At 31.4% G+C, this 15635-nt stretch carries 14 protein-coding genes; 9 read left to right on the top strand and 5 right to left on the bottom strand.

What is annotated here, in order from left to right; translation table 11 throughout:
* Both AB8B90_RS06335 and AB8B90_RS06330 read left to right on the top strand, forming a co-directional pair.
* On the top strand, window positions 1-524 hold a 524-nt coding region (locus tag AB8B90_RS06335; protein ID WP_405334853.1), incomplete at its 5' end, for a hypothetical protein.
* Window positions 514-909: a sugar 3,4-ketoisomerase gene (locus AB8B90_RS06330; RefSeq protein WP_405334851.1), complete on the top strand. Its 396-nt coding sequence runs from the start codon at window positions 514-516 to the stop codon at window positions 907-909. The genes AB8B90_RS06335 and AB8B90_RS06330, both read left to right, overlap by 11 nt.
* Here the strand turns inward: AB8B90_RS06330 and AB8B90_RS06325 are convergent.
* Entirely contained in the window at window positions 892-1833 is a 942-nt protein-coding gene (locus AB8B90_RS06325) for a glycosyltransferase family 2 protein (RefSeq protein WP_405334849.1), read from the bottom strand. The genes AB8B90_RS06330 and AB8B90_RS06325 overlap by 18 nt on opposite strands.
* Window positions 1830-2750, bottom strand: a complete 921-nt coding sequence (locus tag AB8B90_RS06320; RefSeq protein ID WP_405334847.1) for a glycosyltransferase family 2 protein — start codon at window positions 2748-2750, stop codon at window positions 1830-1832. The genes AB8B90_RS06325 and AB8B90_RS06320 overlap by 4 nt, the downstream gene beginning before the upstream one ends.
* 28 nt (window positions 2751-2778) lie before the next feature.
* Here AB8B90_RS06320 and AB8B90_RS06315 point away from each other — a divergent pair, with 28 nt between their 5' ends.
* A complete protein-coding gene (locus AB8B90_RS06315) occupies window positions 2779-3606 on the top strand; it encodes a 2OG-Fe(II) oxygenase (protein WP_405334845.1) in 828 nt (275 codons plus the stop codon).
* Here AB8B90_RS06315 and AB8B90_RS06310 read toward each other — a convergent pair.
* Window positions 3603-4496 carry a hypothetical protein gene (locus AB8B90_RS06310; protein WP_405334843.1) on the bottom strand — a complete coding sequence of 298 codons (894 nt, stop codon included), beginning with the start codon at window positions 4494-4496 and terminating at the stop codon, window positions 3603-3605. The genes AB8B90_RS06315 and AB8B90_RS06310 overlap by 4 nt on opposite strands.
* A gap of 108 nt (window positions 4497-4604) precedes the next feature.
* Here AB8B90_RS06310 and AB8B90_RS06305 point away from each other — a divergent pair, with 108 nt between their 5' ends.
* Window positions 4605-6224: a right-handed parallel beta-helix repeat-containing protein gene (locus AB8B90_RS06305; RefSeq protein WP_405334841.1), complete on the top strand. Its 1620-nt coding sequence runs from the start codon at window positions 4605-4607 to the stop codon at window positions 6222-6224.
* On the opposite strand, the gene AB8B90_RS06300 is transcribed toward AB8B90_RS06305, so the two are convergent.
* Window positions 6221-6904 carry a cell division ATP-binding protein FtsE gene (locus tag AB8B90_RS06300; RefSeq protein ID WP_405334839.1) on the bottom strand — a complete coding sequence of 228 codons (684 nt, stop codon included), beginning with the start codon at window positions 6902-6904 and terminating at the stop codon, window positions 6221-6223. The genes AB8B90_RS06305 and AB8B90_RS06300 overlap by 4 nt on opposite strands.
* A gap of 256 nt (window positions 6905-7160) precedes the next feature.
* On the opposite strand from AB8B90_RS06300, the gene AB8B90_RS06295 reads away from it, so the two are divergent.
* The 3 genes from AB8B90_RS06295 to AB8B90_RS06285 all read left to right on the top strand — a co-directional run bounded on the left by AB8B90_RS06295 (window position 7161) and on the right by AB8B90_RS06285 (window position 13680).
* Window positions 7161-10184, top strand: a complete 3024-nt coding sequence (locus AB8B90_RS06295) for a tetratricopeptide repeat protein (RefSeq protein ID WP_405334837.1) — start codon at window positions 7161-7163, stop codon at window positions 10182-10184.
* A gap of 49 nt (window positions 10185-10233) precedes the next feature.
* Entirely contained in the window at window positions 10234-11952 is a 1719-nt protein-coding gene (locus tag AB8B90_RS06290; protein ID WP_405334835.1) for a TonB-dependent receptor, read from the top strand.
* Window positions 11953-12057: 105 nt separating this feature from the next.
* Window positions 12058-13680, top strand: coding sequence for an amidohydrolase (locus AB8B90_RS06285; protein WP_405334833.1), 1623 nt, complete (start codon window positions 12058-12060; stop codon window positions 13678-13680).
* Here AB8B90_RS06285 and AB8B90_RS06280 read toward each other — a convergent pair.
* Window positions 13661-14368, bottom strand: a complete 708-nt coding sequence (locus AB8B90_RS06280) for a class I SAM-dependent methyltransferase (protein WP_405334831.1) — start codon at window positions 14366-14368, stop codon at window positions 13661-13663. The two genes, AB8B90_RS06285 and AB8B90_RS06280, sit on opposite strands and share 20 nt — an antisense overlap.
* Before the next feature lie 55 nt (window positions 14369-14423).
* Between AB8B90_RS06280 and AB8B90_RS06275 the strand changes: the two genes are divergently transcribed.
* Window positions 14424-14915, top strand: a complete 492-nt coding sequence (locus AB8B90_RS06275) for a YkgJ family cysteine cluster protein (protein ID WP_405334829.1) — start codon at window positions 14424-14426, stop codon at window positions 14913-14915.
* A 15-nt stretch (window positions 14916-14930) separates the two neighbouring features.
* Window positions 14931-15635, top strand: a 705-nt coding sequence (locus tag AB8B90_RS06270) for a hypothetical protein (RefSeq protein ID WP_405334827.1), incomplete at its 3' end; no start/stop codon positions are given.

Below are 15635 nucleotides of genomic sequence, written 5' to 3'. Positions count from 1 at the left end.
CTAACGCAGCGATGATTTCATTTGAAGCTGTTGATGAATCAGGTAAACTCTACACAAATTATCATCCTCAGGGTAAACATAATAATAAATCACTTAAAAAGATTTATACTTGGGTAATAACATTCAATAGAAAAATGTTTGACAAACATGCTGTTTATTTTAATCATTATTTTGGTGTGGGCTCAGTTTTTAAAGGCGAGACAGAGTATGTGTTTCTGAGGAATGCATTTGATAAGAATTTGGATATGATTCATGTCGCTAAAACTATTGTTATGCATCCTGATGAAAGTTCTGGGAGACATATGGGAAGTGATAATGCTATTTTTGCTAGAGCAGCGCTTAATTACAGGTTTTATGGGAATTTAGGTTATCTTTGGGTGTTTAAATATGTGTTCTTTTTGATCAGACATAATTATATTTCTTTAAAAGATATCTTTGCTAAAACAAGGATTGGTTTTGAAGGAATTAAAACTTATAAAAAGTTAAAATCAGAAGGGAAAATAAATCAACTGCATGGATATTAAATTGATAGACATACCTAAGATTAATGATGTTAGAGGTAATTTGGCAGTAATAGAAGGCGATTGTTTGCCTTTTGAAATCAAACGTGTGTATTATTTGTTTGATGTGCCAAGTAATGCGAATCGAGGAGGACATGCGCACAAAGAACAATTAGAGTTTTTAGTGGCTTTAAGTGGTAGTTTTGAAGTGAGTTTAAATAACGGAACCTCTAAACAAAGTATCATGCTAAATAAACCCGATAAAGGCTTGTTAATACCTACTGGAACTTGGAGAGAGCTAGAGAATTTTTCTTCAGGAGCAGTTTGTTTAGTTATAGCTTCTGATGAATTTGATGAAGAAGATTATATCAGAGACTACAATACTTTTTTGTCATCTAAACAGTCTTAAGTCGAGATGTAGTCGTCTTAATATATTTCTAAATTTTAATACCTGTTGAATTACTAAAGTTGGTAAGTTAAATATTAGTTTTTGAAGTGTTGTTAAATTTTTAGAATCAATATCCTGAAAAGTGCTTTTTGATTGAACAGAATTACCTTCTAATTTATATTCAATGGCTACAGCATATCGATTCAAATCTAGATAAGTTTTTAAGCTTCTATTTTGTTTTTCCGCAACAAGAAAGGTATTAAAATCTAAATGTTGTCTTGAAGATAATTTTTGATTCGTTATTTTATGATCTGAATTCAAATTGTGGATAGCGCTAACTTTATTACTAAATGCTACAGGAAATTTTAATGCAATTCTAATCCATAAATCAGTGTCTTCTCCAGAATCATATGTAGTGTTAAATTTTCCAATCTCGTCAAAAGTTTGCTTAGGAACCATTACAGCTGATGTCCAAGCGATACTATTCATTAAACTCGATTGAAAATAGTCTTTAATAATACCTTTCCAATCAGAATCGTTTGGAATGTTTTTAAATTTCGAAGGAATTAAAATATGTTCATTTTTTTTGTCATAAGCTTTGCAATACATTCCGCAATCAGGAAACTCTTCTTGTAATTCTTTTAAGTCTTGTAAATGGTGTTTAAGCCAAATGTCATCTGCATCAAGAAATACAATTAAGTTTGTGTTTGCTTTAGAAACACCGTAATTTCTAGCATATGAAACACCTTGGTTTTCTATGCTGAAAATGCGCAAACGCTCATCATTAATCGCATTAATTTTGTTTAAACTGTTATCTGTTGATCCATCATTAACAATAATAATTTCAAAATTTGAAAAACTTTGCGACCAAACACTATCAAGGGTATCTATAATGTGCTTTTCCTTATTGTAAAGTGGAATTATTATTGATAAAACTGGACTCATAATTGATTTTTGTCTAGGTGACACATATAACATATTCGATAAAGTTGTAGTATTTTTATTGAAGGTTTACTACCAGATAAATGACGCTTAAACATAGTTTTAAATACTTTGTATATCAGTGAAAATATTGAACGTAACCTAAATCGTTTTAAGTGTATATATAGTTTGAGTAGGTCATTTTGATGAGTATCAATTTTTCCAGAATTGTATAATTTTAGTAAAGTTTCTGCAGCTTTTTCTTTTTTTGTAATATAAGCTTCATTAGGTTCTAAGCCGTAATGAAATACTTCGTTATCAATATGTAAAACCTTAATATTATTTGATTTCAGTAAGGTTCCAAAATAATTATCATAGCCATATCCCTTCCCTTCAATTTTAGAATTTAAATTAATAAATATGGTTTTCTTCATTAAAAAATTTGCAGACACAATACTTTTGTAAACTGTTTTGTTTCGTGTCGAAGCGTTAACTTCTTCATTTGCTTTGCCATAAACCCATCTTAGCATTGAATCTGCTTCAGGTTTTTTTATATCATAACAAATACCACCATATATGGCTTCATATTCTGATGTTATTAAATTTAAATAATTTTTAATGAATTTTTCAGATTTAGGTATGACATCTGCATCTAGAAATAAGAGCCATTCATAAGTCGCTTTTCCAGATAAGTATTGTCTAGCACTTGTTCGCCCAAGGTTTGTATTACTTTTTAAATACGTTATAAATTCAAAGTTTGAGATTTTTTCATTTTTGACAACACAATCTGATGTAGAAGCATCATCTAAACATATAATTTCGAAAGGGATATCACACAATTGTAATTGTGCATGAATTTGTGTTACAAGTGTAACAACATTATAATTATATATTGGAATCAATACAGAGATCATGACTGCTAAAATAAGAATTAAAAGCATTAAATTGCAGTACTCAAAAAAGACTAATATGGATAGTTCGATATCAAAAGATATTTCAGAACTTATTTTCAATAAAATAAAGGAGAAACAAGTAGAGCTAAAAGCTTCATATAAAGCTTCTAAAGGCCAAATTGGTCATTTCTTTATAGATGATTTGCTTCCTGAAGATCTTGCAAAACAATGTTTCGATCTGTTTCCTAATACTTCAGAAATGCGCTGTCTTAAAAGCATACGAGAATATAAGTATGTGTCTGCTCAAATGGATAAGCATAATGAACTTTTAGAGCAGGTTTTATATGCATTTCAAGATTCTAAAATTGTAAGTCTTATAGGAGAAATATGTAACATTGACTCTTTATATGCCGATAATTCTTTGTATGCTGGAGGATTATCTCAAATGGCTCAAGACAATTTTTTAAACCCACATTTAGATAATTCACATGACGCTGAACGTGAACGATGGCGTGTATTGAATCTGTTATATTATGTAACTCCTAATTGGAATACTGATAATGGAGGACACTTAGAACTCTGGCCTAATGGCCCCAAAAAAGAGCCTATAGTCATCGAAAGTAAGTTTAACAGATTGGCTGTGATGGCCACTCACGACAAATCATGGCATTCTGTAAATCAAGTAAAAGTGAATAAGAGTAGGTGTTGTATATCTAATTATTATTTTAGTGACGAGCCTTTAAAAGCGAGCGATAAATTTCATGTAACGAAGTTCAGAGGGCGTCCAGAAGATACGTTTACTAATATTATTTTAGATCTAGATGCAAGCCTTAGAATGCTAGTAAGAAAAGTGTTTAAAAAAGGGATTCGTAAAAACCCTCATGTTTATAAAAAAGAAGATTAATCAAATTGTTTTTTATTGCCTTCAAATTTTAAATAGGGATTATCTAACACATAAGCTTTTCGTTCACGTTTCAAATCTGAACGATAGGGATGATCTAACACATGGAAGTAGTACAGTTGTTTTACCCAATTTGCATTTTTGAAAATACGTTGGTTTTCAAAAAACCTATGATAGCTTAATTGTCTGAAAGCTTGCTCATTATTGAATTCTGAAATAGCTAATAATTCTCCACATTTCTCATTATGATGAAGCATAAAAATATCATCAAGATAAACATAGGTTAATGGTAAGAAATTATTAGCACTCGCTTTAAATAATTCAAGTACGTCTTTTGTTGAACTGTAGTAATCTACATCAATAGACACAAAGCCTATGGGTGCTTTTTCTGAAATATTGGAAATAAACTCAGATATTTTTTCTTTTATAGGTCCGTAAATAATAGTCGCTTTTCCTTTAATTTTTTCTTCAAGTAGCTCTTTGTTCATTGGGAAATCGCCTGTGTTGTAATATTCAGGATGATCTCTATAATCTATGGGTTCTGGCATACCTTCACCAGTGTCGAAACCGTAAATATGAATTTTAATGCCTGTAGTTTTAGTTACTTTTTCAGCAATAGCGATTAAATTCATTAGTCCTGCACCATTTGCAACACCAAATTCAATAACTATTACTTCGTTAAAACCTCTTTCTTTAGCCTGATCTGCAGCATTTAAAAGGCCGAAAGCATGTTGTGGTCGAATGATTAAATCATAAGCGACTTTTTTTCTGAAGGATCCAAAAATAAAAACAAATAACGCAATTATATTCAAATGAAATGGTTCTGTAAGCCGTTGCTTAAAGACTTTATTCCAGCTGTTTTTTTGTGATAATCGCTTTAATAAAAAACCCATAACTTGTTTTAAATTTGCTCAAAGCTATAACAATAATTTAGATTATAAATTATACGTTGTATTTTATTGTTAGTCTATATTTGGTATAAATTTTGTCTATTTATAACTATGAAACATATATTCACTTTCATTTTAAGCATTGGTTTGAGTACCGTAATTTATGCACAACAAGAATTTCATGTGTTTCCGAAAACGCATAGTGAAACACCAGGGAAAAATGATGGAACGGGTTCAATAGATACTCCTTGGGATCTGCAAACTGCTCTCAGTCAAACGCCTGAGGTTGTGAGTTCTGGAGATACGATTTGGTTACACGAAGGTGTTTATACTGGAAGGTTTATAAGTAGACTAAAAAGCCTTGATCCTAAACAATATATTACAGTTTCTGCATTTAAAAATGATAAAGTAGTACTTAACGGAAATGCTCCAGTAAAACAAAATTCTGTCCTAGCAGTTCGAAGCACACGTGTTATTTATAAAAATTTTGAAGTCACTTGGCTTGGAGAATTCTCTAGAGATCAGGCAGATGCAGATTTTGAATTTTGTTTTGGTATTGAACATTTTAATGGAGAGAATTGTCGATTTTACAATATTATTATTCATGATAATCCTGGATTAGGAATTGGATCATGGAAAAAAACAGCAGGTACAATTATTGAAAATTGTATGATTTTTAATAATGGATATAAATCTAATTTAGGAAGAGGTGCGGGTGAAGGAATCTATGTGCAAAACAAGAGTGAGGAAACTCGTTTAATTAGAAATAACATTATTTTTAATAATTACTACAAAGGTATTGAGGTTTGGTCTGCTGGTAAACGCGCAAAAGATGAGGCTGTAAAAAATATTACGCTAGAAGGAAATATTATTTTTAATAGTGGTTCACCATCGACAAAGTTTAGAGATAATGTTATAGTGGGTACTAATGATTATAATGGTATAAACATAGCTAATAATATAAAATTGTTTAATAATGTTCTATACCATAATACCTACAATAACAAAGGAAAATTAAATGGAGAAGCACCTTCTCTTACGCTTGGTTTTAATAAAAAAGCGCCAATTAAAGACATTATTGTGGATGGTAATGTAATTGTTGGTGGCCATGATGTGCTTAGACTATCTATTGCCGAATCTCTCAATTTTTCTAATAATGTTGTTCATGGAGCAATTCAAGTCGGACCTAATACTTCAGCTTATTTGAAGAATTGGGTTTTTGATAATAACACTTATTATACCAAGCTTAAAACCCCTTTTCGAATTTCTAAAGGAGAAAAACACAGCCTTAAATCTTGGCAAGAAACGTATCAATTAGATCGCAATAGTGCTGTTTACGATTATTTAAATTTTGATTTGAACCCTATTTTGCACCTGTCAAGGCATAGCCAAAAACAGAATAAATTTAATGTTGCTTTGTTTAATGCTGAAAATAATGATGTTACAGTAGATTTTTCAGAATACGAATTAAAAATTGGCTCATCGTTTAAAATTTACGATGCTGAAAATATTAACGTTATTGCTAAATCAGGAATATTAGCACACGATTTTAAAATTACTTTTCCAATGCAATTAACTGCGTTTCAGAATCCGCTTCATAATACATCTACAAACAAAACTTTATCTGATTTTGGTGTTTTTATAATTGAATTTGATGAGGAAATTCAAACTGAAGATTCTGATGAAAAGGATAATTTCTTTAAACGATTTTGGGAATGGCTTGGATTTTAACTCTTGCGTTGAACCACCTCAAAAACTTTATTTTCATCACATTTTAATGTCTTACTTGGGTATTTTAAAAGTAAAGCATAATCATGCGTAGCCATTAAAATAGTGTTACCATTTTTATTGATGTCGCGTAATACTTCCATGACTTCAATACTGGTTTGTGGATCAAGATTTCCTGTAGGCTCATCAGCTAAAATAAGTTCTGGTTCATTAAGTAAAGCTCTTGCTATAGCGATGCGTTGTTGTTCTCCTCCAGATAATTCATGTGGAAATTTAAATCCTTTGGTTTTCATAGCGACTTTGTCAAGAACAGCCTCTATGCGTTCAGAAATTTTAGTTTTGTCTTTCCAACCAGTAGCCTTCAGTACAAATTCTAAGTTACTGTTGATGGTTCTATCTGGTAATAATTTAAAGTCCTGAAATACGATTCCTAGTTTTCGTCTTAAAAAAGGAATGTCTTTTTCTTTCATGGCTCTTAAGTCATAATCAACAATATGACCTTCACCTTCAGTTAATTTTAAATCACCATATAGTGTTTTCATAAAACTACTTTTTCCACTTCCTGTTTTACCAATGAGATAAACAAAGTCACCTTTATTCATTTCAATATTAACATCAGATAAAACCATACTATCTCCTTGATAGATAGACGCATTTTTGAGTTGTAAAACAGTTTCAGACATAAAGCGATTTTAAAATGTTTATTGTAATATGTAAATGTATTATAAAAAAGAATCAAATTCCAATTTTCAAAAATCTAATTCTTGAAATTTCTAATAGAATGTGTTTGATGATCTTTTGTAGTCATAGTGTAATGTGAAGTGTAACATAATCTTGTCTATAGAGTCCTTTTAATAAGTTTGTGTATAATTATAGCACGATTATTGCGTTATAGATTGCATATAAATTATTTTTGACATCAATTAAAAATCGAACCTAATGACTTTCAGAAAACTAAGTTGTATACTTACTTTTTTGTGGTGTAGTTTATATCTGCAAGCACAACAATCTGCCACTTATACAAGTGATTTAGTAGATTATCAAAAAGCAATCACACTTTATAATAATAAACAATACCAAGCTGCTCAGTCGTTATTTGAAACTATAAAAGACGACGCTAAGACAGATACATTAGAATCAGATTGTGCCTACTATATTGCAAATTGTGCGGTACGTCTTAATCAGCAAAATGCAGACGATTTAATTCAAGATTTTGTAGATAATTATCCTACAAGTACAAAACGAAACACAGCGTTTTTAGATGTTGCTGATTATTATTTCGCTAACGGAAAATATGCTTATGCGAGAAAATGGTACGATAAGGTTGACGAAAATAGTATTGCTAGACCTGATCGCGATAAATTCAACTTTAATTATGGGTATGCTTTGTATGCAACACAAAATGAAACGGAAGCTAATAAATATTTAAATCGTGTTGTAAACTCTAAAACATATGGTTCACAAGCTAAATATTATATTGGTTTTATGGCGTATGAAGGAGACGACTATGATACTGCTAATGAGTATTTTGATCAAGTAAGTGATAAAGAAAAATATCAGGATAAACTCTCATATTATCAAGCAGATCTTAATTTCAAACTAGGGAAATTTGAAAAAGCAATTGAGCTAGCTAAAGCACAGATTGATAAAAGTAGCCCACAAGAGAGATCACAATTATCTAAAATCATTGGAGAAAGTCATTTTAATTTAGAGCAATATACAGAGGCAATTCCGTATTTGAAAGCTTATAAATGCACACGTGGTCGATGGAATAATACCGATTATTACCAATTAGGATATGCCTATTACAAACAAAACGATTTTGATAATGCCATTTCAGAATTTAATAAAATTATAGATGGAAATAACGCTGTAGCTCAAAATGCGTACTACCATTTAGGCGAAAGCTATATCAATTTAGATAAAAAACAGGAAGCTTTAAATGCCTTCAGAAATGCATCTCAAATGGATTATGATTTGCAAATTCAGGAAGATGCTTGGCTTAATTATGCTAAAATCAGTTACGAAATAGGAAATCCTTACCAATCCGTTCCGCAAGTGTTAACTGCCTATTTAGAACAATATCCTAACACCAATCATAAAGAAGAGATAGAAACCTTATTGATCGATTCTTACATCACTTCTAAAAACTATAAAGAAGCCATCAAGCTTTTAAAGAATAAAAAGAGTTTTGAAAATCGAGTTGCTTACCAGAAAGTTGCTTTTTACAGAGGAATTGAGGTTTACAATGAAGGTGATTACCATGACGCTAAACATTTATTCGATGCTTCAATTAAAGAAGCTAAAGATCCGGTTTTCACAACAAGAGCTACATTTTGGAAAGCTGAAACAGATTATAGTTTAAGTAATTTTGATGATGCTCTAATCGGATTTAAACAATTTAAACAGCAAGACAATGCTTCAGATGTTGAAGAGAATAGTAATATCAATTATAATTTGGCATACACCTATTTTAAACTTAAAAATTATAGTGAAGCCACTGCTAGTTTTCAGTCATTTATTAATCAAAATCAAGACGATACGTTAAGATTGAATGATTCATATCTCAGATTAGGAGACGGTCATTTTGTATCCTCAAATTATTCTGATGCTATTTCAGCCTATACCAAAGCCATTCAGATTAACGAAATTGAATCTGATTATGCCTCTTTTCAAAAAACAATGAGTTATGGATACATAGGTCAAGGTTCAAATAAAATAAAAGGATTAGAATCGTTTATTAAAGATTTTTCTAAGTCGTCCTTACGTGATGATGCGATGTATGAATTGGCAAATTCATATATTAAGTCTAATGATATTAATAAGGCTATGAACATGTATGACAGATTAAATTCTGAATACAGTAATAGTGTTTTTATTCCAAAGTCATTATTGCGTCAAGGCTTGTCATATTATAATGAAAATGATAATGAGCGTGCGTTGACTAAGTTTAAAAAAGTAGCACAAGATTATCCAGCAACAGATGAAGCTAATCAAGCGGTTTCAACAGCGCGTTTAATTTATATAGATTTGGGTCGTGTAGATGAATATGCGACTTGGGTTAAAACCTTAGATTTTGTTGATGTAACTGATGCAGAGCTAGATAATACATCTTATTTAGCAGCAGAAAAACAATATTTAGATAATAATACAGATGAAGCTATTCGTCAATTCAATAAGTATTTAAATGAATTTCCAAACGGAATTCATGCCTTGAAATCACATTTTTATATCGCTGAGCTATACGCTAACAAAGACTTGCCAGAAAATGCACTTACGCATTATCAGTATGTAGTAGATAAACAAAAAGGAGAATTTACAGAACAAGCTATAGTTAAATTATCTGAAATACATCTCAATGCGTCTAATTGGAATCAAGCTATTCCTTTATTATTAAGATTAGAAACGGAAGCAGATTATCCTCAAAATATCACGTATGCGCAATCTAATTTGATGAATGCCTATTACCAAACGGAAGCCTATAGTGAAGCAGTAATTTATGCCGAAAAAACACTCCAGAATTCAAAATTAGATAACAAAGTAAAAAGTGATGCTCAAATCATTATTGCTCGTTCAGCTATGAAAACTGGAGATGAAGATAAAGCTAAAACAGCATATGCTGAAGTTGAAAAAATAGCAAATGGAGTTCTGGCAGCTGAAGCATTATACTACAATGCCTATTTTAAAAATAAAGAAGGATTGCATGAGGCTTCAAATACAGTTGTTCAGAAATTAGCAAAAGATTACAGTAGTTATAAATACTACAGTGCAAAGGGGTTAGTGCTAATGGCTAAGAATTTTGATGCATTAGGAGATGCGTTTCAAGCAACCTATATATTAGAAAGTGTTATTACTAATTTTGCCGAGTTTGATGATGTTGTGACTGAAGCACAAACCGAATTGAATAGAATCAAAACTCAAGAAGCTAAAACAAATGCTTCAGTAGAAACCGAACAAAACTAAATACAGAAATGTCATGCTTTGCATAGTCAAAGTAAAACAAGAATAAAATATGAAACCCAATTTCAAATACATACTTATAATCATTCTAAGTTTAAGCGTTTCAGTTTCTACAGCACAAGAAACTCAAAACGATTCTATTGATGCAGGAACAGTAAATGTGGTGAAACCATATACACCAAAAATTTCTGATGCATTCAAAATTAAAGAAACACCAAGTTTAAACGATTCAACAACTGCTAAGAAAAAGGAAATTAAGTACAATATTTTCTCTATTCCTGTAGCTTCGACGTTTACGCCAGCCAAAGGGAAAGCGGCAACTGTAGATAAAGAAAAGCCAGTAAAACTATATGACAACTATGCCTCCTTAGGTGTTGGAACCTATACAACGATTTTAGGTGAGGTGTATCTTAATCATGAGTTAAGTGCTACTGAACGTGTTGGAGGTTATTTCAGTCATCATTCTTCTGCAGGAGATATTGAAGGTGTGAATTTTGATAATAATTTTTCTGAAACTGGACTCAATGCACACTACAGTCAGAAGTTGAGTGATTATTCTTGGAAGGTCGAAGGAGGTTTTCAATTACAGACATTTAATTGGTATGGCTTACCAGATCAAAACATTAATAGATTTGATGTAGATCATTCTTTTTACACAGCTAATTTTGGAGGTCAAATTAATTTTGAAGATGCAATTATTAATAAAGGAAGTGTCTTGTATAGACGATTTGGAGATGATCAAGATTCGGGTGAAAATCGCTTTATAATGACATCTGGCTTTGATGTGCCTGTCAGTGATGAACTTATCAATACTGAAATAACTATTGATTACCTAGGTGGAGCTTTTGATCGAAATTATTTTTCTGATATTGAATTAAAATACGGTAATTTTAATATTGGTATTGCACCAAGTTACCAAATGAAACAGGACGATTTAACTGTTAATGTTGGTGTGAATTTGGTCTTTCTAAATGATACAGAAGCTAGTGAAAGTAAGTTTTTCGTGTATCCAAATATAACAGCGAGTTACAGATTAGTTGATGAATTAATGATTGCTTATGGAGGTATTCAAGGCGGATTAATTCAAAACTCTTATTATGATTTTGCTCAAGTAAATCCATTTGTTTCTCCAACATTATTCATTGTACCAACAGATCAGACTTATAATGTGTCTGTAGGACTTAAAGGAAAGTTATCTAATAGTTTAAGTTATAATGTAAGCGGACATTATTTAGCTAATAATAACAGAGCTTTGTTTAAAACAAATCCAGTGCTAGGAACAGCTGAAGAAAAATATCAATTTGGAAATTCTTTAGGTGTAGTTTATGATGATGTGAGTACGTTTTCTATTGCAGGTGAATTAAATGTAGATATCAACAGAAACTTCACATTAGGAATGAAAGCAGAATATTTTGCATACAATACAGATGATGAAGCTGAAGCTTGGAATTTACCAGATATTGAAGCTTCTTTATTCTTAGATTATCAAATTGATAAGCATTGGTTTGCTGGTGCTAGTCTGTTTTTTGTTGGAGAACGTAAAGACCTGTTCGCCATTGAGCAAAGTCTTATTCCTATTGATTCACCAAGTACAATTACTTTAGATAGCTTCTTTGATGTAAATGCACATGTTGGTTATAAAATTAGCGACCAATTATCTGCATTTGCAAAAGCAAATAATATTGCTAATCAAAACTATCAACGTTGGATGAATTACCCTGTTCAAGGCATTCAGTTTCTTGCAGGAGCTTCGTATCAGTTTGATTTTTAAAGTATTTAAATAATTTCGTGTTTAATTGGGAAAAACAATTTGAAAAGCATTCATTCTATTTGAAATGAATGCTTTTTGTATTTTTATCATTCTAAAATATCTATGATGAAAAAACTAACTATTCTTCTTCTATTATTACTTTGTTTTTCTTGCTCAAATGAAAAGGAAAATGCAGATGCTATAATCATAAACGCGAATATTTATACAGTAGATGATAGTTTTAGTAAGGCTGAAGCATTTGCAGTAAAAGATGGGAAGTTTTTAGATGTAGGAGCTTCTAATGATATCCAAGCGAAGTATGTGTCTGATAATATTATTGATGTTAAAGGTCAAACCATTGTTCCTGGACTTATTGATGCGCATTGTCATTTTTTGGGACTAGGTCTAGACCAACTTGATGTTGATTTGGTTGGAACCAAAAGTTTTGAAGACGTAATCAAACGAGTATTAGATTTTAAAAAAGGAAAGGAACAAGACTATATTGTAGGTAGAGGTTGGGATCAAAATGATTGGGAAGATAAAATGTTTCCTAATAAAAAATTGTTAGATAAATTATTTCCTAAAACACCTATAGCATTAATTCGTATTGATGGTCACGCAACTCTATGTAATCAAGCCGCTTTAGATCTTGGAGGTGTCACTATCAATAGTAAAGTTGATGGAGGAGAAGTAGTGATTGAAAATGGAGAACTAACAGGAGTTTTAGTTGATAATGCGGTAAGTTTAGTGTGGGATAATTGGCCAGGATCAGGATATACAAGAGATGATGTAGTAGAAGCTTTATTGGTTGCTCAAGATATTTGTTTTGATTTAGGTTTAACAACCGTTGATGATGCTGGACTAGATAAGTATGCTATTGAAATTATTGATAGTTTACAAAATACTGGAGATTTAAAAATGAGAGTCTATGCAATGGTATCGTTTAATGAAGAAAATGTGGACTATTATCTTAATAAAGGTCTTATTAAAACAGAGCGATTAAATGTGCGATCATTTAAATTTTATGCAGATGGAGCACTAGGTTCAAGAGGCGCAATGTTGCGTGAACCTTACAGCGATAAGCCTAATCATTTCGGATTATTGGTAACCGATTTAGAAACGTTTAATAAAAATGCAGAACGTATTGCGAATTCTGAGTATCAAATGAATACGCATGCTATTGGTGATTCTGCAAATCATGCTGTACTACAAACGTATAATAAAGTTTTAGTTGGAAAATCAGATAGAAGGTGGCGAGTAGAACATGCTCAAGTGGTATCATCTGAAGACTTTGATTTATATAAAAATGTAATGCCATCGATTCAACCAACGCATGCAACAAGCGATATGTATTGGGCTGAAGATCGTTTAGGAAGTGAACGAATTAAAGGTGCTTATGCATATAAACAATTATTAAATGCCTATGGAAAAGTTGCATTGGGTACCGATTTTCCTGTTGAGCGTGTGAGTCCATTTTTAACCTTTTATGCCGCTGTAGCGCGACAGGATTTAGAACAGTTTCCAGAAGGTGGTTTTCAAAAAGAAAACGGATTAACTAGAGAGGAAACCTTAAAAGGAATGACCATTTGGGCTGCCTATTCAAATTTTGAGGAAGATGAGAAAGGAAGTATTGAAGCTGGTAAATTTGCAGATTTTATTGTGTTAGACAAAGACATCATGACAGTCAATCAGAATGAAATTCCTAATATTAAAGTCAAGCAAACCTTTGTTAATGGTGAGGCACAGTAATTTTAGCCAAATAATCAAAATGTTCCCCATCTATTACCTTTTCACACTCTAATCCAACAGATTCACTAGCAAGTTTAAGACGTTCAAAATCTAGATATAACCATTTCATTGGCGTTTCACTTTCGCCTTTATATTTAAGATAGTAATCTAATTCACCGTAGTAATTAGCAGTGGTGTCAATCCAAAGTCCGCCATCTTCATCTTCATACATGTATTGAATATCTGAAGAATCAATGAGTATTTGTCCATCAGGATTCAATAATGACTTTAAATGCTTCAGATAATCTGAAGTGTCAGCTAACTCTTGAAAAATACCTGTGCCATTCATCAATAATAGTATCGTATCAAAAGTATCAGTTTCAGATAACAGTGCTTTTAATTCTACATGTTTTACACCTCTATTTTTAGCAACTTCAATAGCGCCTTTAGAAATATCAATAGCTTTTACTTTATGTCCATGGTCTTGGAGATATAAACTATGACTTCCAGACCCACAACCTACATCTAAAATATTGCCATTAGCTAACTGCAAAGCTTTTTGTTCTATTCTAGGCATTTCAGAATAAGATCGAAATAAATAGGGAAGTGGAAGTACATCTTCATCAGAAATGTTAGTCGAAGTAATGAGGTCTTCGGTATAATTATTGATGTGATAATCACGTAAAGCTTGTCCGAATAAATCTTTCATAGTTTTATTATCATAGTGCTTTTTTAACCAACACTTAAAGTCGTATTTTTGTTATATGCAAGACTTGATTAATAATCTTCCAAAGCTCGCCAAAGATAAGCATAAGGAAAATAAAACGTTCTTTACGAAGCTTAAAAAAAAGCCGCCTAAGCAATTAGATTATCTGATGCAAGAGCTTCACGAAGCAGAATTTGAACGTACTGATTGCCTAAAATGTGCCAATTGCTGTAAAACGACAGGACCTTTATTTACATCAAAAGATATTGAACGAATTGCTAAATTTTTCAAAATGAAGCAACAACAATTTATCGATACCTATCTTAGGCTTGACGAAGAAAAAGATTATGTCTTGCAATCTGTTCCATGTACATTTCTTGGAGCGGATAATTACTGCTCTATATATGAAGTAAGGCCAAAAGCATGTAGAGAGTTTCCACATACTGATCGAAAAAAATTTCAACAAATATCAAACTTAACATTAAAAAATGTGGCCATTTGTCCTGCAGCTTATAATATAGTTGAAGCAATGAAACAACGTATCAAATAATAAAAACAGTAGTTTATGAAAAAGATAGTATTGGTTTTTTTATTCGTTTTTGTAACTAAAACTGTATGTCAATCTCAAGAATGGATGACCTCTTTAGAAGTTGCTAAAAGTTTAGCTTATGTTCAAGATAAATTACTTTTTGTGATATGGGAGGATGCATCATATGAAAGCTATCCAGTTGCAGTTAAAAATGAATATGGTATTAGAGTTGTCACTGATTTGTTTGCTAATGAAACTATTAATGAAACCATTTGGAAATACTTTGTTCCTGTGGTCATTAGTGAACAGAATTATACAACATTATTTAGCGAAATAAAAGATAAACGAAATCAAACATATATTGATAAGTTTAATGACGATACCATTAAAATCATGGACGTTAATGGTTACATCATAAATACAACTATTTCATATTATGATTATTTAGACATTGAAAAATTTATTTCTAAATATGCAATGAATACCTCGTTCTTAAAGGCCGAATTAGGTAATTATAGAACTCAGCAAGATTTTAATACAGCGTATCGTCTAGCATCAAAATATTCAGATTTTGCTGTGCTAGTAGATAAAAATGTCAAGTCAGAAATTATTAAGTTATCTGATTATTATTTGAAAGATGCTGAACTATTTTTAGAAAATGACGCTACTGAAGCTTTAATACAAAAAGTTGAGTTGCAGCGTATCAAACAATCATTGGTATTAGGTAAGGCAAAGAAAGTG

It is taken from the genome of Psychroserpens sp., from assembly GCF_045105015.1.
Lineage (GTDB): Bacteria > Bacteroidota > Bacteroidia > Flavobacteriales > Flavobacteriaceae > Psychroserpens.
This window is presented reverse-complemented; position numbering and strand designations above follow the sequence as displayed.

Excerpts from the sequence above, each read along its gene's own strand:
- AB8B90_RS06315 (WP_405334845.1), top strand. The coding sequence starts at position 2,779 with ATGGATAGTTCGATATCAAAAGATATTTCAGAACTTATTTTCAATAAA.
- AB8B90_RS06295 (WP_405334837.1), top strand. The coding sequence starts at position 7,161 with ATGACTTTCAGAAAACTAAGTTGTATACTTACTTTTTTGTGGTGTAGT.
- AB8B90_RS06280 (WP_405334831.1), bottom strand. The coding sequence starts at position 14,368 with ATGAAAGATTTATTCGGACAAGCTTTACGTGATTATCACATCAATAAT.
- AB8B90_RS06290 (WP_405334835.1), top strand. The coding sequence starts at position 10,234 with ATGAAACCCAATTTCAAATACATACTTATAATCATTCTAAGTTTAAGC.
- AB8B90_RS06285 (WP_405334833.1), top strand. The coding sequence starts at position 12,058 with ATGAAAAAACTAACTATTCTTCTTCTATTATTACTTTGTTTTTCTTGC.
- AB8B90_RS06330 (WP_405334851.1), top strand. The coding sequence starts at position 514 with ATGGATATTAAATTGATAGACATACCTAAGATTAATGATGTTAGAGGT.
- AB8B90_RS06275 (WP_405334829.1), top strand. The coding sequence starts at position 14,424 with ATGCAAGACTTGATTAATAATCTTCCAAAGCTCGCCAAAGATAAGCAT.
- AB8B90_RS06325 (WP_405334849.1), bottom strand. The coding sequence starts at position 1,833 with ATGAGTCCAGTTTTATCAATAATAATTCCACTTTACAATAAGGAAAAG.
- AB8B90_RS06310 (WP_405334843.1), bottom strand. The coding sequence starts at position 4,496 with ATGGGTTTTTTATTAAAGCGATTATCACAAAAAAACAGCTGGAATAAA.
- AB8B90_RS06300 (WP_405334839.1), bottom strand. The coding sequence starts at position 6,904 with ATGTCTGAAACTGTTTTACAACTCAAAAATGCGTCTATCTATCAAGGA.
- AB8B90_RS06305 (WP_405334841.1), top strand. The coding sequence starts at position 4,605 with ATGAAACATATATTCACTTTCATTTTAAGCATTGGTTTGAGTACCGTA.
- AB8B90_RS06320 (WP_405334847.1), bottom strand. The coding sequence starts at position 2,750 with ATGCTTTTAATTCTTATTTTAGCAGTCATGATCTCTGTATTGATTCCA.